Genomic DNA, 19,502 nt, shown 5'->3' on the forward strand with positions numbered 1-19,502 from the left:
AAAGACGCGACTCCTTACCGATTTTGCCGGCAACTCTTAAATTGCTTCAAATCATCAACTTGGCTAGCGCGCCAGCAGTTGCTTGGCAAAGAGCTTGAGCGGATGCTTCCATGCGTCTTTGTCCGATGCCTGACCGCCGGCACGCGCTACCAAGGGGGCGTCAGCCGGTCTATCAGCTGCCGCATTCCGAAAGAAATGCGCGATTTCTGCCGGCACCTTGAATTTTCTGTCGCTACCGCTTTTGTCCTTGCCCACTTTCAATATGTCGAAGTCACCCGGTCTTAATGGCAGCAGGCACAGCGCGCGTATGAGTTGGGCAAGGTCGGCTGGTGCCTTGTCGATGAACATTTTTCGCTGGGCGCGATCCAGAGATATTCCACGGCGCCTGGTGACGTTTTTGAACGCGGCCAATGGTATCCGCCAAGCTAAGTCACTCGTTGCCAGGCCGTCCTGAAGCGTTTGATTGAGCGCGGCGCGCACCGCCGCCATGTCGCGGTTGACGGTGTCCTTGAAGCGGGCGCGCGTTTCTCCAAGTGTGCCGACTTTTACTGGCGTATCGACGAGGCGGCGGAAGCGGCTCAGCGTGTCGCTTGTCAGTTTCGTGACTTTAATCTTGTTGATGGGGGCCGGCTTTACCTGGCGGCGGTAGCGGTCTTCGAGATCGTTGGTTGCCTTGTCGCCCTTGAGCGCGCGGATGTTGTTGACGTAGGCATCGCACGCTTCCATTACAGTGACCGATTGCGTCGCTCCTCCTTTCTCGAAGTGCGTGAGCCATTCCCTGGCAGCGGCGAGGGCTTTGTTGAAGCGCTCCGACGCGCTGTAGTTATCGAACTTCCCGAGCGCTCGCGTGTGTTGCCCTCCTCCATTCACGCGGTACGGATCTGCCAAATGCCGGCTCGATCATTGGTCATCTTGCGAAAGCCGAGAAGACTGCCCTGGTTGATCTTGTGCCAATGTGGCTCACGTCGGCATTTCAATTTTGCCCTTGCGGACACGGTGTCGATTTTGTCGGACAAGGTCCCCGCCGTGGGTGATGTTCAGGTGGCGCGGTACAGGTGCAAAGCGACCTCCAAGACGCTCTTCGACTGAACAATAAAGTACGGAAAAAGTACGGAAAAAGTATCGCAATGTGGATGCACGCCGTCAGAAATGACGGCATTCTTTCAGCGTCAGCGATGCAGGATGGGTCAACTGCCTGGCAGTTGACCGCACGCGCACTGCGCAGAGAATCAAATTGTCGGTGTGGCCAGATACGCGGCGAGATCGCTGGCATTCTGCGGGGTGATAGTTGCTTTTAGAAAGCCCATTCCACCAATATTTTGATTGATTGCGTTGGTAATCACCGAGGGCGCATTGGCCCCTCGCAGCACCTTGCTGGCGTTGAGCGCCGGCTTGGAGCCATGGCACATCGCGCAACTTGCGGCATAGATCAATTTGCCGCTTTGTGCGGATGTGAGAGGAACAGGGGTTGGCGTTGGTGTCGGCGTCGGTGTTGGTGTCGGAGTCGGTGTAGGTGTCGGCGTGGGTGTCGGTGTCGGCGTAGGGGTTGGCGTGGGTGTGGGTGTCGGGGTGGGCGTGGGCGTAGGTGTTGGTATTGGTGTTGGTGTTGGTGTCGGAATGGGCGTAGGTGTCGGCGTCGACTTGGTCGTTGAAGGACTCGCCGCAGGATTACCCCCGGCCCCGCATGCGGATAACAAGGGAAGCAATATGACTAGCGTGCCAGTCAGGCTGTACAGGGTGCGGATTTTCATGATTGGCTATCCATAAATTGCAAGGTGTTGGAAATCAGATTAGTTGGCGTGCATCGTGCATTTTTGGGGCGGGCATTTCATCATTTGCTCGCGGCGACGCTTTGACGCAGTTGGCCGTCAGGCTGGACCGCCAGATAGCTTGCTCCCTGACCCTCCAGCCAAGCCAAGCCAAGCTCGCCCTTGATCATCGCGATGGTGGCCAGCGCACCAGCACTGGTGGTGTTGGTCGACAGGACGCTGACGCACTGCCAGTGGGCGACCGGCCAGCCGGTTCGGGGATCGAGAATGTGGCAGTAGCGCCGACCTTCGTGAAGAAAGAAGCGCTCATAGTCGCCGCTGGTGGCCAGGCCGCCACGTTTGAGCGCCAGTAGCGCCAGCGGCTGCCCGGTTTGGGTGATTTCTGGCCTCGGATGCTGAATGCTGACCTGCCACGCATTGCCTTGCAGTTCAGGCAAACCACGCTCGCCCAGGGCGTGCAAGTCGCCGCCGAGATTGACCAGGGCATGCGCAATGCCATGTTCGCGCAGGGTCGCTGCGGCGCGGTCGGCCGCATATTCCTTGCCAAAGCCGCCAAAATCGAGTTCCATTCCTTCGTGCGGCAAACGAATATGACGGTCATAGCGCACCACCTGCTGCCAGCCCACCATGGTGATCAGTTCGGTCAACTCGGCCTGCGCCGCCAGGCGCCCATTCTTAAAGTCCCATGCGCGCCGCAGCACACCGGAAGTCACGTCGAACAGGCCGTCGCTCAGCGCGTGCAGCTGCGCGGCGAAATCGAGCAGTGATTCGGTTTCGGGATCGATGGCCACCGCTGCGCCACCGGCAGCGCGATTGATCCGGCCGATCACGCTGTCGTCCAGATAGCGCGAATATTTGCGCTCGATGCGCCGTACTTCGGCGATGGCCGCTGCAGCGGCGCGACGCATCAGGCCTTCATCGGTGCCATCGATGTGCAGGCTGCATGGCGAAGCCATCGCCTGAAATTCGAAACACAGATTGCGCCAGCTGTTCATCGCATGTTCTCAGAAGCGGTGGGTCAGTCCCAGTTGCACGAAATTGGCCAGGAAGGTTTCCAGGCCCGGACTGCCGGCGCCGCCAAGACGCAGCTTGGCGTTCTGGCGATAGGTCGAAAACTTCAGATCGCATAGCGTGTCCGCCGTGATCGCATAACTGAGCTTCATCGACAGCGTAACGGCGCCAAACGCCGCCAGGCGTTGGTCGACGGACTTGTCGCCACTGGTCCCGGCGGCGCGCAGGATGGTCGCCAGGGTGTCATATTTGCCTTGTGCGTCGAACAGCGGATCGAGGTAAAAATGGGCGGCGGTTTGCGTGTAATAGCGAACGCCGGGCGTCAACGTCCATTGGCCCAGCGGCTGCACCCAGTCGAGGCCCACGGTATGCGAACGCATGCCGAAGGTATCGCTGTAATAGCGGTAACTGCTCCGCAACGATGCATCGAAGGGCGCCACGTAATGGTTCCAGCGGCCCATGCCGATCCACGCGTTGCGTTCGGCGGGACGCTCGTCGAACGATTTATAGGGATCGTTGTAGTAACCATGTCCGCCGCTGCGGGTCAGATTCAGTTGCACAATATCGGCGGGGGTGAGCACCTGGGTCAGGCCAACCATCACTTCGTGGGTATATTTGCGCTGGTTGATCGCCGTGTTGACGCCGCTATACGAATTGTCGATGCGGTCGCTCGTGGCAGCAGCGCCGACAATCAAGGTGGTGTTATTGTCGGCGGTCGACCAGCGGGCGCCGGTGCCCACACCGAGCGATTTGTAATCATGTTCATCGGAGTAGCTGGCGCTCACCGATACGGCTGCGCGCGCAAGATAACGGGTCAGCTTGACGTCGCCCGCGTTGCGTTCGTCGTGCATCTTGCTCGCACCCGACACTTGCGTATGAATGCGCGGCGTGGCACCGGAAACGGTATCGCCGACCCACGACCCTTCGATCGACCAGTCGGCAGCAATGGGCGCTTGCACATAGACCTGCGGTGCGACCACCTTGACGCGATCAAGGCCCGGCTGGCGATCGGCGTAGCCGCCCAGGTTGGCGCTGACAGTGATTTTTTCAGGCGCATTTTCGGCCTGCGCCTGCTGAGGCAGCAGCGCACACAGGCTGCCCAAGCCAGGCAACATCAGTGAGGCCAGCAAGACGCCGGAGGCAATTTTTGGTGCTGGTGCGGAGGTGATTGGCATGGCTGATCCTTAGTTGCAACCACAGCCGCCGCCGCCAACGCCGCTGCCGCCGCTGGAGTTTTCCTTGCTGCCGTAGATATGCTCGGCAAACCGCGCTTCCAGCGGGCCGTCCTCGAAGGTCATCGATGGCTTGGCAAGGTTGCCCTTTTCCCAGGGATTGACGGGTGTAATGATGCTGCAGCCGCTGGTCAGTGCAGCGACGGCCAGCACGGTGAAAATAAATCGTTTCATCATCAATCCTTCAGGTTCAGCGCGTGTTTGATTTGCCGTTCGAGGACATCGGCCTGTTCGAACTTGAAGCCGCTGTGGGTGGACACGATCTTGCCGTCAGGGCCGATCAGCACCGAGGTCGGCATGCCGACGATGGCGTAGCTGCGCGGTGTGGTGCCGGCCGCATCGAAGGCGATGGCGAAACTGGCGGGATTGGCTGCCAGGAACGTCAGCGCATCGGCATTTTTTTGGTCGAGGTTGACGGCAATGATGTGCAAGCCTTTGCTGGCATAGCGCTCGTGCATCGTGTTCATCCACGGGAAGGATTGCTTGCACGGGCCACACCACGAGGCCCAGAAGTCGAGGTACACGGTCTTGCCCTTGAAGTCACTGAGCTTGATGGCGCCGGTTTTGCCCTGGAGGTCGAATTCTGGCGCGTTCTGGCCGCTTTCAAGCGCGTCGGCCGGCACGCAAATGAGCGCCGATAAAGCCAGCACGGTAAGGCACAAGGAGCGGCGCCGCCTGGTCGAAAGGGGGGAGGTATGCATGGTTGCCTTTGGTGTGGGTTGAAACAAATGAGAAGTGGCACGACCGCCGTTCAAGGCACGCCAGCGCGCTCTAGAGACGCGAGAAATTCGGTGGCATTCTGGTAGCCGACGACCTTCTGCGTCGCCTCGCTAGTCGCATCGTGCTTGAACAACACGATGCCTGGCGGGCCGAACAGGTTGAAGCGCTTGAGCAGCGCCTTGTCGGCGTCGCTGTTGGCCGTCACATCCACCTGCAGCAAGCGCACTTCGCGCAGTCGTTGACGGACCGCCGGATTGCTGAAGGTCAGATTTTCATATTCCTTACAGGAGACACACCAGTCGGCATAGAAATCCAGCATGACCGCCTGCCCGCGTTGCTGCGACTGGACAAGTGCCGCGTCGAGTGCCGCCGTGTCGGCAATACGTTCAAAACGCAGCGAAGGATGCGCCGCTTCGACGCTGGTGCTCGCTGGCCCCGCACGCAGGTGGCCGAGCGGTTGCAGTACCGAGTCGCCACCAGAGACCGCGCCGATGAGTAGCAGCAGCGCCAGCGCTGCCAGGGCAGCGCCGCCTGCGCGGGACGCTACCGGCACGCTGCGCGGCTGCGCGCCCGCTGCGCCGAACAGGCCAAGCAGCGCCGCGCCGGTCAGCATCCATGCTGCCCACAGCAGCATCTGCGCGCTCGCCGGCAGCACCGGCGTCACCATCCAGATCGCCACTGCCAGCAGCATCATGCCGAAAACCCGTTTGACGTTCTCCATCCAGGCGCCCGCGCGTGGCAGCAGGCTGCCGGCGGACAGACCGACCAGCAGCAAGGGCACGCTCATGCCGAGCGCCATCGCAAACAGTGCCGCGCCGCCCAGTACGACGTCACGGGTCTGGCTGATGTACACCAGCGCCCCTGCCAGCGGCGCGGCCACGCAGGGGCCGACCATGATGGCCGAGACCCCGCCCATGATGAAGACGCCGACATACGAGCCACCACGAAAGCGGTTGGCGAAGGCGTTGGCGCGCGTTTGAATGGCGCCCGGCATCTGCAAGTCGTACAAGCCGAACATCGACAGTGCCATCGCTGACAGCAGCAGCGCGAAGGCCCCCAACACCCAGCGGTTTTGTAGTGCCGCCGCCAGGCCTTCACCGGCCAGGCCGGCGGCGACGCCAAAACCGGCATACACAAGCGCCATGCCGAATGCATACGCGAGCGCCAGTTGAAAGCCGCGCGCGCGGCTGACATGGCCGCCCTGGCCGGCGATCAAGGACGACAGGATCGGCACCATCGGCAGCACGCAGGGGGTGAACGACAGCAGCAGACCAGCCAGCCAAAACACACCCATGGTACGCAGCATGTTGCCCGACGCCAGCGCCGAGCCGATGGAGTCGACAGGCGCCGGCAGTGATACCGCTGGCGCTTTAGGGGGCGCCGCCGACACGCCCGCCATGCGCACCTGCGCACTTGCCGGTGCGTAACACAAGCCGGCATCCGCACAACCTTGCCAATTAACGGTCGCGCTCGTACCAGCGGCCAGTTCGAGGTCCACCGTCAGCTCGCGCTCGAACACCGCCATGGTTTTGTTGAGTGTGTCGTCGAACTTTTCGATACCGCGCGGCAGCGCCAGTAGCGGTGACGGGTTGTTGTCGGCTGTCGTTGCCGAAATGCGCTCGCGGTACAGGTGGTAGCCAGGGGCGATTTCCCAATGCAAGCGCAGCGTGTGAGGGCCGCTGCTGGTCGAGGAAAAAATAAACGCCTGCTCGGGCGCCAGAAAATCTTCGGCGGAGGCAGTGACGGGTACGCTGCTGCAGGCAGCTGCCAGCAGCAGCAGACACCAGCGGAACACGGCATTTTTTTGCAAGAACCAGACCAGCGTTGGCGAATATTTGCGCAAAATGCATCCCCTGTTGGTAAAGTAGAAACCACCGTTTCGATGGTGCATACCCAGCTTGAGCAATTTTGATGCCAGTGACGGTGCAGGCGCGCACGGCGGCGGCGGCGGGGGCGAACGCGCCACTGCACAGGCTGCGCGCAGTGGCCGCGCGAACGACGTCGGCGCGGCGCGCGCAACATGGCACTGCAACATTTGTAGCGACTGCAAGAATTGTCGACACCGTTTGCAGTGCCGGGTCCTGTCTATGCCCTACATGATGGGGCTAGCGCGGACAGTTGGTGGGGCCGTCCAGGTGCAACACCACCACCACGCGGCGGTCCGCCAGGCACGCCGATACATAGCCGATCGCCCCTGGTGTGCTGACGACGAAGCGAATCACCGCCTCTTCCGAGGCGAGGACAAATGGTGGCAGCACGCCATTGAAGTACATGTCGCGCCAGTACTGGTCCATTTCTTCGGGAGCGTGGCCGAGTACCTCGACAGCGAAGCTGCGACGCAACGGGTGGCTGGCGGACAGGTTGACGGGATGGATGCGCTGGCCGTCATCCCAGAAGGTCTTCTTGCGTTCGAACACCTGCGCCAGTTGATCACGGCTCAGGCGTGTGGGTGCGGCGCCAGCGCTGACGATAACGGCGATGCCTGGCTCCGATGAGGCGTTGGCCGGCACGGCAGCAGACAGTATCGCCGCGCCGAGCAGAGCGCACAGCAAGCGTGGGGCAAACGACATTATCAGAACAACACGCTAATGGACGATAGCAGTCCGATCGGCGCATTGCGTTCGCGCCCGCTGTCGCGCACCAGTTCGAGCTTGAGCGACATGGCGCGGTTGCTGCGCCAGTTCAGCCCTAACACCGCGCGCTGGCGCACGTCCGGATCGAGCGGGTTGCTGACCGATTCAAATCTGCCTGCCGCGCTCAGGCGCGCCCACAGCGGCACCACCAGCTGAACAAAGCCGCCGGTGGCGGCGCGTGTCGTGTTTTCGCTGGCGCGACGGTACAGCGCTTCACCACTGACTTCGATGCCATTGGCGGCCCAGACGAAGTCGAACCCGAGCAGGCGATGCTGGCGTGGGCGCATGCTGCCCTCGCTGAAGCCGGCGTACGACAGGCCTGCCTGCAGGTGTTCGCCGAGCGGCACGTTCAGGCGGGCGCCGTAACTATGCTTGAATTCATCCTCGGCCGGATCGGGGCGCAGTTCCTTGCCGGTCGACGCAAATACGCTGTAGCTGGCCTGCCTGCCCAGCGCTGGCAAGCTGCCCAGCGCCATCACGCCAGTGGCGTTGTCGGGGAATAAGTCACGGGTGATCAGCGGGCGCGAGGTGGTCCAGACGAGCGGGTCGGCGTGATTTTGGTTCCAGCGGCCGATCGGCGTCAGATATTTTCCGGCTCGCAGGGTGACGCGGTCGTTCAGGGTGTAGTCGACGTAGATCCGCTCCACCGACACATAACGCGATTCACCCGGCTCGGTCTCGTGCTCGGCGGTGTGGTTGGCCTGGTTGTCGACTTCGGCGAAGAATTTCCAGCGTGATTCGCCTTCCCACCAGACAAACGCACTGGCATGGGCCAGTGAAGGATGGGCAGCCCGTTCACCGGTGCGCTGGACCTCCAGCGAGCCGTAGCCGCCGATGGTCACGCCGGACTGGCCCAGGCGCCAGCCCTGCCCGAGCGCATACGGCGCGGCGGCGATGTCGGCGTCGGCCGCGCAAGCCGGCGAACCCCAGCAGCATGCAGACAGCGCCGCAAGAACGGGCAGGGTCCATCGAACAAATGTCTTTCGCGCCATCGCGCTTCCCTCCGTTTGGTGGCTATCGTACACTGTCTTAGTGACAATAAGAAAAACTCTCCTGCGCGCCTTCCTGCTGGTCGGCATGGTCCCAGCGATCTTGCTGGCGGTACTGGCGTTCGTCAACGCGCGCGCGGCGATGCAGGCGGAAATCGAACGCGGGCTGACCGCGCAGGCCGAGGCGATCGCCGGCGATGTTAACAAGGTCATGTTCGAACGGCTGCAAAATGCCGCCACCTGGAGCACTCTGGAAGCGATGCAGGACTTGCAGGTGCAAGATATCGACAAGCGCCTTAGTAATTTTCTGGCCAAGCTGCATACAGGCTACGGTGGCGTCTATCGTTCCCTTCACGCGCTCGATCGTGATGGCCTGATCGTCAGCAGCAGCGATCCGACCATGCTGGGCCGGCACTACGTCGCTGGCCCTGTATGGCAGCGCGTCCTGCTGGCAGGCGCCACACTGACGCTCGGACGGCCCAGCGGCGCCGGGCCGGACGCGGTGCTCGCCATCGGTACGCCGATCCAGTTTGCGTTCCGGGATGAAGCGCTCGGCCAATTGGTGCTCGAGTTTGACTGGGGCGAGATCGATGCTTTGCTCGACCGTGCCGGCGGGGCGCGCATGGTGGCCCTGGTCGATGATGGTGGACGGGTGGTAGCCGCTTCGCGCAGCTTGCGCGCACGCGCCTTGCCGCTTGGCGCCTCGCTGGCGGACTGGCAGCTGCGCGGGCGGCCGAGCGGTGCGTTCGAACAGCCGGGGACCGCAGTCGGCGCGGCCGACGTGCTGGTGGGACTGGGTCGGCCCCACGGCTTTGGCGGCTTCGCCGGCCTGGGCTTGTCCGCCGTGGTCATCCTGCCGCAGCAAATTGCGCTCGCTCCCGTACACCGGATGGCGCGGCTGTCATTGGCCATTCTGGCCGCGACCGTGCTGCTGACGCTGCTGTTGGCGAGCCGGATCAGCAATGCCATTGCGCGACCGATTACCGCGCTCACCGCGTTCACGCGGCGCTACAAGATCGAGCCCGGTGCGCTGGTGGCGCCGCCTGGCGCGCGTGGCGAAGTGGGCGCACTGGGGCAGGCCTTTGTGCAGATGGTGCGTGACATCGAACAATCGCAAAGCGACCTGATGCGGGCGTCGAAGCTGGCGCTGGTCGGCGAAATGGCGGCGGTGATCATCCATGAAGTGCGCACCCCCCTGGGTATCTTGCGTTCATCGGCGCAGATGCTCAAGCGTGAAGCCGGCCTGACTCCGGAAGGGCGTGAACTGATGGGGTTTATCGATAGCGAGACCGAGCGCCTCAACCGTCTCGTCTCGGCCATGCTCGACAGCGCGCGCACGCGGCCTTTGCAGAAGGTGCGCACCGACATGCATGCACTGCTGCGCCACACGCGCGCCTTGCTCGGCGCCCAGATCGAACTGAAGGCGATCCGATTGAGCGAGGATTTTACGGCGCAGCAGCCGCTGCTCGATTGCGATGGCGAGCAAATTACCCAGGTCCTCCTCAATCTGATCCACAATGCCCTGCAGGTGCTGCCGGCTGGCGGTCGCATTGCCTTGACAACGCGCGACGATGGCGCCAATTTTTTTATCGAGATTTGCGATGATGGCCCCGGTATCCCCAACGATCAGCGCCAACGCATCTTCGACGCGTTCTTTTTTCGCCGCGAAGGCGGGGTGGGGCTGGGCCTGGCGATCGTGCAGCGCATCGTCGCCGCGCACGGCGGCGAGATCGAAGCGGGCGAGAGCTCTCTGGGCGGTGCGCGCTTCACCCTGCGGCTGCCGCGGGCTACCTTCTTAGAAATGGATGCACAACAATGAATCGACGGTATGTACTGGTGGTCGACGATGAGCCGAACATGCGCCGCGTGCTCGAAATCATGCTCGGCGCCGCCGGCTACGCGGTGTTCTCGGCCGCCAACGGACGCGAAGCGCTGGCGTTGTTACGCAGCGCACCGGTCGACCTGTTGATCACTGATCTGCGGATGCCGGAAATGGATGGCATCGAACTGTTGCGGCAGATGCGCGCAGACGGTATCGACGCGCCGGTCATCATGATCACCGCGCACGGCACCGTCGAAACTGCCGTGGCGGCGATGAAGTTTGGCGCCAGCGACTACATTCTGCGGCCGTTCGACATCGATGCGCTCGAACTGGTGATTGCACGCGTGCTCCACGAAGCCCAGCTTGCGCGGCAGAATACCTTCCTGCGCGAAGAATTGAACCGTGGCTGGGATGCCTTCGTCGGCGCGGGAACGGCGATGCAGGCAGTCTACGAGCTGATCCGCCAGATGGCGGCGACCAAGGCCTCGGTGATGATTTCCGGCGAGACCGGCACCGGCAAGGAACTGGCGGCGCGCGCCATCCACAACGCCTCCTCGCGCGCCGGCAAACTGTTCGTGCCGATTAACTGCGCCGCCATCCCTGCCGATATCCTCGAGGCTGAACTGTTCGGTTACGAAAAGGGTGCGTTCACCGGCGCCGTCAAGGAGCGGATCGGCAAATTCGAGCTGGCCAACGAAGGCACCATTTTTCTGGACGAATTGACCGAGATGCCCATGCCCCTGCAGACCAAGCTGCTCAGGATACTGCAGGACAGCACGCTCGAGCGCCTCGGCGGCAACCGGCGCGTGGAACTAGACTTGCGCGTGATCGCCGCTACCAACCGCAACCCGCGCGAGGCGGTACGCGACGGCTATTTGCGGGAAGACCTGTATTACCGCCTCAACGTCTTTCCGATCGCCTTACCGCCCTTGCGCGAACGGCGTGCCGACATTGCCGACCTGGTCAAGCACTTCATTGCCAAGCACCGCGCGCGCGCCGACATCAGCAACGCCGTCAGCGCAGAGGTGCTGGCGCGCCTGGGTGCCTACGCCTGGCCGGGCAATGTACGCGAACTGGAGAACATGGTCGAGCGGGCGCTGGTGTTGTGTGGCGCCGGTCCCTTGCGCGCCGAGCATTTTCCCATCGATGTCGAGGCGGTGATTGTGGCGTCATCCCTGGCGGCGCCGCTTGGCCCCTTGCTGCCGGCAGTCGAAGCGCTCGAAACCGGGATGATCGAGCGCGCCCTGCTTGAGTCCGGCGGCAACAAGCCGAAGGCGGCAGCATTGCTGCAGATTAGCGAGCGTACGCTCTGGTATAAGCTCAAAAAATACCTCAATTAGCGCGTCTTGCCTGATGCCGGTTGGCCACCAGCGCCGATGGTGACGCGCTCCGTTGGCAGCGCTGAATGCCTGCTGGCCGTCTTACTCAATCGCCCGGATCAGGTGCGCATCGAGACGCATACGCGCATACGCGGCCGGCGCGTCGACGTCTGCCTGGCAGCGGGCTGTGCCTGTCGATCGCGTGGCGCATTGCCAATGACCGCAGCGTCCCGGTATTGTTGGCGTATGAAGCGGAAGGTGCTGCTCTGGTGGTGAAAGTTTGTTTCGCAACGATTGGGGCTTAATTATTTCTTAACAACTGAGCCTTTACACTGGGCCTGTCGTTGATCGCGTCAATGGCGGTTAGCTTGACAAACCATCGAAGGAGGATTAGCCATGAAATGGCAAAACAGTGATACGCAGTACGGATGGCTGGCCGCCGCGCTGCACTGGCTGATGTTGCTGCTGCTGGTGTCCGTGTTCGCCAGCATGGAATTACGCGGCTACTTCCCCAAGGGCAGTGTGACGCGCGCGGCGATGAAAAGCTGGCATTACACGCTGGGCAGCTCGGTGCTGGTGCTGGCGCTGCTGCGGCTGGCCATCTCTTTCACCGGACAGGTTCCGGCCATTTCGCCTCCGCCGCCGCCCTTGCAAGCGCTGGCGGCGCGCCTGATGAAGCTGGCGCTGTACGGTTTCATGCTCGGCATGCCACTGTTGGGATGGGCCATGCGTAGCGCCGAGGGCGTGCCGGTGGTATTTTTTAGCCTGCCGTTGCCAGCACTGGTGGGCGCCAGTGAAAAGCTGGCCGACTGGTTCAAGCAATTGCATGAGGCTGGCGCCAGCGTCGGCTACGTGATGATCGGACTGCACGCAGCAGCGGCCTTGTATCACCACTACATCGTGCGCGATGATACGCTACGCAGGATACTGCTGAAATAGCGCAGCCGGAGCGGGGCGATTGCTGCCGAAGCGGTGTTGCCCTGACTGGCTGTTGCCACTTACTTCCCTGTCGCCTTCCACCTTGTGCTTATGGAGAACCCTCTGAATCGATTCAATGAAATAAGCGATGAAACTGAGGACACGCCCAGCGTGATCGCCGCCCGCAGCGCCGCCGCCGCGCGTAGTACCTGGGTCAGCGTTGCCGTCAATATCGTCCTTAGCGGCATCCAGATCACGGTTGGCGTGCTGGCCAGATCGCAGGGCCTGATCGCTGATGGTATTCATTCCTTGTCCGACCTGGTATCGGATTTTGTCGTGCTGTTTGCCAGCCATCACGGGGCCAAGGAAGCCGATGCCGAGCACGCCTATGGCCATCAGCGTTTCGAAAACGGTGCCTCGCTGGCCGTTGGCGTGTTACTCGTTGCCGTCGGCGCAGGCATGGGGTGGGCTGCGGTCGGCAAGCTGGAAAACCCCGAGACAATTCCAGTGGTGCATGGGTTTGCCCTGGCGGTTGCGGGCATCGCATTGGTGTCGAAAGAACTATTGTTCCGCTATATGTTGAAAGTGGCGACGCGTTTGAAGTCCAGCATGCTGATCGCCAATGCGTGGCATGCCCGGTCGGATGCTGCCTCATCACTCGTGGTGGGGATCGGCATCGCCGGCAATCTGGCCGGCTTTCCCCTGCTTGACCCCATCGCCGCCCTGATCGTCGGCGGCATGATCGCTAAAATGGGCTGGGGTTTTGCTTCGGATGCGCTGCACGAATTGATGGATCGCGGCGTCGATGCAGAGGAAGTCGCGGCGATCACGGCCACGCTGGCGGGCACCGCCGGCGTGATGGGGGTGCATGATGTGCGCACTCGAAAGATGGGCGACATGATTGTCGTCGATGCGCATCTAGAAGTCGATGCCTTGATGACGGTCGAAGACGGCCATACGATTGCGCTTGCGGCGCGGCGCAATCTGCTCCTTCGGCACCGGGTGTTGTCGCTGATGACGCACGTCGATCCATACTACCCGCCAGACGTTCAGCGCGGCGCTGGCGTAGCGCGTTGATGACGGTGCTGCTCGAGACTGACCAGGACCGCCTGGTAGAACAGGCGAAGGTGGCGCAGGTGCGAAGCGTCGAATCCTTTGCCGGCTTCGGCACGAAGGGCCGCAGCGTTGCCGGCCGCTTGTTCGGTAGTCCCGCCATTTTTATTGACAACTACCGTTTAGAGCACGTTAAAAGTAGAGGTTAGGCGGCGAGCGCCCCGAAGTCGACGTGCTTGGGTAGCTTTTTCAGCGTCATCGTTTCGATCTCCAGTCGGAAAAAGTCCACCTCCGCGGCCCGCTCCACCAGTCGATGCGCCATCGAGCTGCTTGCGCATGATTGCGCAGGATTGCAATCGTCATCTATTGCGCCAGGCAGAATAATTCGATCTTTAATCCAGGAATGCCGCCGGGTGCTTCCAGGCTCAAGGTCCGGCTTCGCAGCATTGCCTCGTATAAATCGCCTTTGCTCTCGAGGCTGAAATACTGGGTGTTGGGGCGGACCGGCACCGCGGCCGGCACCTGCGCCATGTGATTGAGCTTGACCCCCGACAAGGCGAACTGGACGATGTTGTCGATATCGGCCGGGCCGCTGATCTTGAAACGAACCGGGACGGCAGCGACCAGTTCAAGGGCCGGCAGATCGGCACTGACAGCCATGCCCAGCAGGGTCGTCTGATTGACCAGCTCGGCACTGAGGGTGGCCACATGGCGGTTGCTGCGCGCCGCATCCTTGACCAGCTCGATGACGTGATAGCGGCTCGACAAGGTCACCTCGATCAAGTCACGGATGATGGTGTCAAGCTGCAGGAAGCCGGCCGCCGCATTTTCATGGTCATAGGCCGGGAAGGTGTCGACGCTGTAGCGGCGCGAAAACGCCAGCAGGCCGCCGGCGAGCGCACTGAGCTTGTCGAACAGGCGCTCGGGATGGTGCGCGCGGTAGCGCAGGCAATGCGACAGCGAGGCGCTGGCGCTGGTAATGGTGTTGAGCAGAAGGTAGGAGGTGATGTCGACGCTTTGTATCTCGAAGACGTCCTCGCTCACCTGCCGATGGCGCCCGTACAGCGCCTCGATTTTCACGTACAGCCGTGCCAGCAGGCTCTCGAGCATGGCGTGCAGTGGGGCCGACGCGCCGGTCGACAGCGACGGCGCAAAAAATGTCGGGTCCAGTTCGAAACCGCCGCTCGCCCTGCGGCGCACGCGCACGATCGGGAAAGCGACGTAGTTATCGCGTGATTCGGATTGCGAGAGCAGCCGCACATTTTTTTGGAGAAATAGAACGGGCGTCTCGATGGCGTCGGAATACAAGTCAATCGTATCGCGGTCGCGCTGGGTATAGCGCGCAACGCGCTCGCCGGACGAGCGCGACAGGTTGTTGCCGTACAGATTGAGTCGTGGTAAGGCGGCGTAGTAGGTGCAGTGTTGTGCGCTGGCGGGCAAGGCGCGCAGATCGATCGGCGCCGGCAGCTGTTCGATGGCCGACGCTTCAAACACTTCACCATCCTGAAAAACAAGCGACATCGCGCTTGCCTGCAAGATGTTGTTGGCCAGGGCGGCGCCATCCCACTCGATTGTCCGCACGCCCCACAGGTGCGGATTGAGCGCGGCAGCAATATGCTGCAGGCGCGCCTCGTGATACAGATCCTGCTGCTGAAACTGTTGCGGGGACAGCCCCAGCCCCTCGAACCAGCATATTTTTGACGGCAGACTCATCGCTTTCCCCATGCTCAAGTTTGATCCAATGCAACTGCTAGGGAAGCGTAGTGGCCGTATCCATTGGCTTCTTGATTCTCGTCAAGAGGCACCACATGTTTTTTTCGAAACCAGTCAGCTTGAGCGGCCCTGGAAAGATCGCATTGGCATTTGATATGGCGCAAATTAGCCGATTTCAGCGCGGCAATAATTCTCTTCGATCTGGCGGGATGGTCCTGCAAAGGGGGAGCTATGGAAATGCAACGCTACGCGCCCGGGCTGTTCGACCGGCTTCTTGACGATCAGCGCGAGGCGCTGGCGGCCAGCTGGACGCTGGACCATCTCAAGGATGCGGTCGCGCGCGACCTCGAAGCGCTGCTCAATACCCGCGCGGCAATGCCAGAGCAGCTGTTTGCCGCGTATCCGGAAGCGAGCAAATCGGTGCTGACCTATGGTTTGACTGATTTTGCCGACATGTGCATGACCAGTGACACTGATCGCAAAAAAATTTGCGCCGCGATTTTGCGGACCATTGAGCGCCACGAACCGCGCCTGAAGGGCGTCAGCGCCACGCTGCGCCAGCGCGGCAGCCAGATCAATCGTTTCGACTTCGTCATCTCCGGCAAGCTCAAAGCCCAGGCCGCCTCGGAGATGCTGCATTTCGACGCGGTACTCGAGCCGGCCACGCAGCAATATTCGATTCGCAAAACTTGAATCCCTTTCGCATCGGCCCACCTCCATGGATGACATATTGAAGGCATACGAGCTGGAAATCGCCCGGCTCCGGCTGCTGAGCGGCGAATTTGCCCGACGCTATCCGAAAGTCGCTGGCAAACTGCAGATCGCTGGCGACGGCTGCGAAGATCCCCATGTCGAGCGTTTGATCGAGTCTGTGGCACTGATCGCGGCGCGCATTTCAACCCGGCTGGACGACGATTATCCGCAATTGACCGAGCGCCTGCTCGACGTTCTTCATCCGCACTACACGCGGCCGTTTCCCTCGTGCACAATCGTGCGGTTTGACAGGGATAGCGCTGGCGCGGACGCCGCGCCGTCGATCAGGCGGGTAGCGCGTGGCAGTATTGTCGATGCGGCGCCCGTGCAGGGTGTGCAGTGCCGCTTTCGCACGGCGTACGAGGTGATCGATTCGCCAGTGAACATCGGCGCGGCGACGTTTAACGCGCTGATCAAGGCGCCGGCCGCCGTGCAACTACCGGTCGCCGCCTCCAGTTCGATCGACATCGAGATCGACAACGGCGCGGGCATTGCGCTCGCTGCGCAGTCGCAGCTGCGCCTGTTCATTGATGGCGAGGCATCGTTCGGCGCGACCTTGCTCGACACCTTGTTCATGCGCGTGGTGTGCGCCCATGTTGAGCTCGATGATGGCCGCTGGCTCGGCTTGCCTGCCATTCCACTGCGGCGGGTCGGCCTGAGCGAGGACGAGGCGCTGATCCCGTTCGGGGCGCAGTCGCATCGTGCCTACCGCGTGCTCACCGAATATTTTGCCTTCCCCGAAAAATTCAATTTTTTCGATATCGATCTGGGCATGCTGTTGCAGGTCGCCGGACCGGCCTGCAAGAAGTTGACCTTGCACCTGGGCTGCGCCGGCGTGCGCGCCGACTCGAATGTGGCGCGCATGTTGCGCGGCCTGTCGGCCGCCTGCCTGGTGCCCGGCTGCACGCCGGTGGTTAACCTGTTCGCGCAGCCCGGGGTGCCGATTGCCGTCAGCGGACTGACAGTGGACTACCCGGTGCTTGCCCATGCGCAGCGCCCGTACGGCTACGAGGTCTATTCGATCGATAGCGTGCACATGGTGCGCCAGAGCGCCGGTGCGTCCGCCCCGACCGAATGTCGTCCTTTCTATTCGCTGCGCCATGGCGAAGATGCGGCCAGCACCGGCCATTACTGGGTCATGCGCCACGACCAAACGGTCGCCGCCATCAGCCCCGGATTCGAAAAACGCATCACCCTGGTCGACACTGACCTGACCATGCTGGCGAAAGACAAAAGCGCGCTTTCGCTGATGCTCAGCTGCACCAACCGCGATTTGCCAACCAGGCTGCGACACGGTCAGCCGGAAGGCGACCTGAAACTGCTCAACGGCGGCATGCATGCGCCGATCCGCTTCCTGCGGCGGCCGTCGCCGTCGTACCGCTTCGCATCCGGCAACGGCGAATACTGGCGCCTGATTTCTCACCTGACCCTCAACCACCACTCGCTGGTGCAGGAGGGCCTGGAAGCGCTGCGCGAAATGCTGACCCTGTATGACTTGCCGCAGTCGGCCACGTCGCAACGGCTGATCAAGGGCATCACCAGTCTGGACTACGCTGACAGTGCCACCTGGATGCGCCGAAAATTGGGCCCTTGCCTGGTGCACGGCATCGAAGTGCGCATCACGATCGATGAGGAAGCCTTCGTTGGCAGTGGCGTGCACATATTTATTGAAGTCATGGACCAGTTCCTCGGGCTGTATGTGCAGCACAACAGCTTTGTCCAACTGCGCGTGCTGTCACAACAGACTGGTGAGGAGATCAAGCAATGCAAGCCAAGGAACGGTTACCAGCAGCTGGTGTGATCGATCACCTGTTTGATGAACCCGCGCAATATCAATTCCGCCAGGCGCTGCGCCTGCTGCTGCTGTGGCTGCGCGCGCAGGGCGTGAGCTACGACGACGCATTTAAGCACGTGCTGCGCTTCCAGAACAGCGTCTCGCTGGCCTTTCCCGCCAGCGAAATCGAAGCGCTCAAGGCAGAGCCAAACGCTGCGGCCGACCCGGCCGGGTATCGCGGTGGTGGTGATCGGGGCGGCGGCGATCGGGACCATCTCGGCGTGCGCGAGCAGATTACGCTCACGCCGGCATTCATCGGCTTGCTGGGGGCCAGCGGCAGCCTGCCGTTGCATTACTCCGAGCGCATCGCAGCCCAGCAGTTGCGCAGCCGGGACGGCAGCGCGCGCGCCTTCCTTGACCTGTTGTCGAACCGCATGGTGGGCCTGTTCTTCGAAGCATCGGGCAAGTACCGGCTGGAAACGAGTATCGACACGCACGGCGTCGACCCGTTGCGGCGGATGCTTGGCCAACTCGGCGGCTTCAAGGACGCTGGCGGGATGCATCCCGCCAGCGGATCGGCCGATATCCAGGCCCGCTTTGCCGCTGCCTTCCGCACGCGCCCCGTATCCTCGTTCGCCGTCGCCGACGCGCTTGGCGAACACTTCGGCGTGCCGGTCGAACTCGAGCAATTCGTCGGCTGCTGGGACAACATTGGCAAAGCCCAGCAAACCATCCTCGGTCATGCGGGTCCGGGCCTGGGCCATGGCGCCGCCTTGGGCAAGCGGATCTGGCGCTGCGATCTGCGCATCCGGCTCAATATCGGTCCGCTCGACGCGGCGCAGCGCGATCGCTGCCTGCCAAGCGGCGCCATCGCCCGGGACATCAAGCGCATGCTGCAGTGCTTTGGCATGTCCAACCTCGACTGCGAGGTGCGATTGCTGCTCAAACCGGCATGCGTGCGTCCCGCCGTGCTGAGCGCCAACAAGCCGGCGCCGGACCTGCTCGGCTGGGGCAGTTTCCTTGCCACCACTGCTGGCTCGCCGGCCAATGCCGCTGTGCGCTATCTGTTCAAGATGCACGACAAGCAAGCGGCGGCAGCGAGCGCCTTCGGCCAGGTCGCCGCCAACGCAGGCACCTGAACGCTCTGGCAGAACGACTGTCGACACAGGACAAGGTATGAATCTGCGTGAAGCGGCGGCCGATTGGTGCGCGTAGCCTCACGGCCGTGGTCGTGGCGCCATGCAGCATGCCTAATGTTCTTCAATTAACAATATTTCTATTGTAATTAAATCGGTTCTGTCAGATGCTGTGAAAATCACCTGATGATAAAGGAGCAATAAATTGAACACCGTGAATTTGTTTATAGATTGGGCAAGCGAGTTCCACAATCCACCTTGGCAGGCTTGTGATGGGGTGCCGATCATCAGCGGCGAGAGCACGGTGCTCGATGTCATGAACGAGGTGGCGCAGTACAATCCCCCGGTCAATTACACCAGCGTGGGCGAAGGACCGAATGCCTACCTGACGGCCATCGACGGCGTCCAAAGCAATCAAGGCGGCAATGGTTACTATTGGGTGTTTTTCGTCAATGGCGTGATGCCCGAGGTCGGCTATGGCGCCTATGTGCTTTCTGCCAATGACAGCGTGGCCTGGGATTACAAGCATTATGCGTCGGGCCTGCGGCAAGCCAGTCAGGCCGATCATCCGGTCAATGTGCGGGCCAGGCTGGGGTAAGCGAAGCGCTCGCGCGGCGTGATGGCGTGGCCATGCCAGCGCCCAGACGCCCTGCTGGGCGC

Annotated in this window: 19 protein-coding genes; 9 read left to right on the top strand and 10 right to left on the bottom strand. The window is 61.9% G+C overall.

From position 1 onward, the window contains the following. Nucleotides 1–63 precede the first annotated feature (63 nt). The 9 genes from ACP7BZ_RS09580 to ACP7BZ_RS09620 all read right to left on the bottom strand — a co-directional run bounded on the left by ACP7BZ_RS09580 (nucleotide 64) and on the right by ACP7BZ_RS09620 (nucleotide 8,357). Nucleotides 64–888 (bottom strand): hypothetical protein, encoded by an 825-nt coding sequence (locus ACP7BZ_RS09580; RefSeq protein ID WP_426112451.1) that lies wholly within the window; start codon nucleotides 886–888, stop codon nucleotides 64–66. 341 nt (nucleotides 889–1,229) lie between these two features. Beyond that, a complete protein-coding gene (locus ACP7BZ_RS09585) occupies nucleotides 1,230–1,751 on the bottom strand; it encodes a c-type cytochrome (RefSeq protein ID WP_426112453.1) in 522 nt (173 codons plus the stop codon). An 80-nt stretch (nucleotides 1,752–1,831) separates the two neighbouring features. Then, a complete protein-coding gene (locus ACP7BZ_RS09590; protein ID WP_426112455.1) occupies nucleotides 1,832–2,764 on the bottom strand; it encodes an FAD:protein FMN transferase in 933 nt (310 codons plus the stop codon). Nucleotides 2,765–2,773: 9 nt separating this feature from the next. After that, complete coding sequence (locus tag ACP7BZ_RS09595) at nucleotides 2,774–3,955, bottom strand: DUF3570 domain-containing protein (RefSeq protein WP_426112457.1); 1,182 nt, start codon at nucleotides 3,953–3,955, stop codon at nucleotides 2,774–2,776. A 9-nt stretch (nucleotides 3,956–3,964) separates the two neighbouring features. Continuing rightward, entirely contained in the window at nucleotides 3,965–4,186 is a 222-nt protein-coding gene (locus ACP7BZ_RS09600; protein ID WP_426112459.1) for a DUF4266 domain-containing protein, read from the bottom strand. A gap of 2 nt (nucleotides 4,187–4,188) precedes the next feature. Beyond that, the gene (locus tag ACP7BZ_RS09605) at nucleotides 4,189–4,713 is read right to left on the bottom strand and encodes a TlpA family protein disulfide reductase (RefSeq protein WP_426112461.1); all 525 of its coding nucleotides are present in this window, start codon (nucleotides 4,711–4,713) and stop codon (nucleotides 4,189–4,191) included. Nucleotides 4,714–4,763: 50 nt separating this feature from the next. After that, complete coding sequence (dsbD, locus tag ACP7BZ_RS09610) at nucleotides 4,764–6,575, bottom strand: protein-disulfide reductase DsbD (protein ID WP_426112463.1); 1,812 nt, start codon at nucleotides 6,573–6,575, stop codon at nucleotides 4,764–4,766. A gap of 262 nt (nucleotides 6,576–6,837) precedes the next feature. Continuing rightward, nucleotides 6,838–7,302, bottom strand: coding sequence for a hypothetical protein (locus ACP7BZ_RS09615; RefSeq protein WP_426112465.1), 465 nt, complete (start codon nucleotides 7,300–7,302; stop codon nucleotides 6,838–6,840). A 2-nt stretch (nucleotides 7,303–7,304) separates the two neighbouring features. Further along, complete coding sequence (locus ACP7BZ_RS09620; RefSeq protein ID WP_426112467.1) at nucleotides 7,305–8,357, bottom strand: hypothetical protein; 1,053 nt, start codon at nucleotides 8,355–8,357, stop codon at nucleotides 7,305–7,307. 40 nt (nucleotides 8,358–8,397) lie between these two features. Between ACP7BZ_RS09620 and ACP7BZ_RS09625 the strand changes: the two genes are divergently transcribed. The 5 genes from ACP7BZ_RS09625 (at nucleotide 8,398) to ACP7BZ_RS09645 (ending at nucleotide 13,675) form a co-directional block, all read left to right on the top strand. Beyond that, nucleotides 8,398–10,173 (top strand): sensor histidine kinase, encoded by a 1,776-nt coding sequence (locus ACP7BZ_RS09625; RefSeq protein ID WP_426112469.1) that lies wholly within the window; start codon nucleotides 8,398–8,400, stop codon nucleotides 10,171–10,173. Next, nucleotides 10,170–11,516, top strand: coding sequence for a sigma-54-dependent transcriptional regulator (locus tag ACP7BZ_RS09630; protein WP_426112471.1), 1,347 nt, complete (start codon nucleotides 10,170–10,172; stop codon nucleotides 11,514–11,516). The genes ACP7BZ_RS09625 and ACP7BZ_RS09630 overlap by 4 nt, the downstream gene beginning before the upstream one ends. Before the next feature lie 375 nt (nucleotides 11,517–11,891). Continuing rightward, nucleotides 11,892–12,434, top strand: coding sequence for a cytochrome b (locus ACP7BZ_RS09635; protein ID WP_426112473.1), 543 nt, complete (start codon nucleotides 11,892–11,894; stop codon nucleotides 12,432–12,434). Nucleotides 12,435–12,524: 90 nt separating this feature from the next. Next, complete coding sequence (locus ACP7BZ_RS09640) at nucleotides 12,525–13,490, top strand: cation diffusion facilitator family transporter (protein ID WP_426112475.1); 966 nt, start codon at nucleotides 12,525–12,527, stop codon at nucleotides 13,488–13,490. Next, a complete protein-coding gene (locus tag ACP7BZ_RS09645) occupies nucleotides 13,490–13,675 on the top strand; it encodes a hypothetical protein (RefSeq protein ID WP_426112477.1) in 186 nt (61 codons plus the stop codon). Before ACP7BZ_RS09640 ends, ACP7BZ_RS09645 begins: the two co-directional genes overlap by 1 nt. Before the next feature lie 154 nt (nucleotides 13,676–13,829). Here ACP7BZ_RS09645 and tssK read toward each other — a convergent pair whose 3' ends face one another. Then, the gene (gene tssK / locus ACP7BZ_RS09650) at nucleotides 13,830–15,179 is read right to left on the bottom strand and encodes a type VI secretion system baseplate subunit TssK (RefSeq protein ID WP_426112479.1); all 1,350 of its coding nucleotides are present in this window, start codon (nucleotides 15,177–15,179) and stop codon (nucleotides 13,830–13,832) included. Between the two features lie 150 nt (nucleotides 15,180–15,329). Here tssK and tssE point away from each other — a divergent pair, with 150 nt between their 5' ends. The 4 genes from tssE to ACP7BZ_RS09670 all read left to right on the top strand — a co-directional run bounded on the left by tssE (nucleotide 15,330) and on the right by ACP7BZ_RS09670 (nucleotide 19,440). After that, complete coding sequence (gene tssE / locus ACP7BZ_RS09655) at nucleotides 15,330–15,872, top strand: type VI secretion system baseplate subunit TssE (RefSeq protein WP_426112481.1); 543 nt, start codon at nucleotides 15,330–15,332, stop codon at nucleotides 15,870–15,872. A 25-nt stretch (nucleotides 15,873–15,897) separates the two neighbouring features. Further along, nucleotides 15,898–17,733 carry a type VI secretion system baseplate subunit TssF gene (tssF, locus tag ACP7BZ_RS09660; protein ID WP_426112483.1) on the top strand — a complete coding sequence of 612 codons (1,836 nt, stop codon included), beginning with the start codon at nucleotides 15,898–15,900 and terminating at the stop codon, nucleotides 17,731–17,733. Next, on the top strand, nucleotides 17,697–18,845 hold the full coding sequence (tssG, locus tag ACP7BZ_RS09665; protein ID WP_426112485.1) for a type VI secretion system baseplate subunit TssG: 1,149 nt from the start codon (nucleotides 17,697–17,699) through the stop codon (nucleotides 18,843–18,845). The genes tssF and tssG overlap by 37 nt, the downstream gene beginning before the upstream one ends. A 274-nt stretch (nucleotides 18,846–19,119) precedes the next feature. Further along, on the top strand, nucleotides 19,120–19,440 hold the full coding sequence (locus ACP7BZ_RS09670; RefSeq protein ID WP_426112486.1) for a DUF4430 domain-containing protein: 321 nt from the start codon (nucleotides 19,120–19,122) through the stop codon (nucleotides 19,438–19,440). The last annotated feature ends 62 nt before the right edge of the window (nucleotides 19,441–19,502 follow it).

Origin of the sequence: Massilia sp. PWRC2, assembly GCF_049896725.1 — a bacterium.
Taxonomy (GTDB): Bacteria; Pseudomonadota; Gammaproteobacteria; order Burkholderiales; family Burkholderiaceae_D; genus JAFCUW01.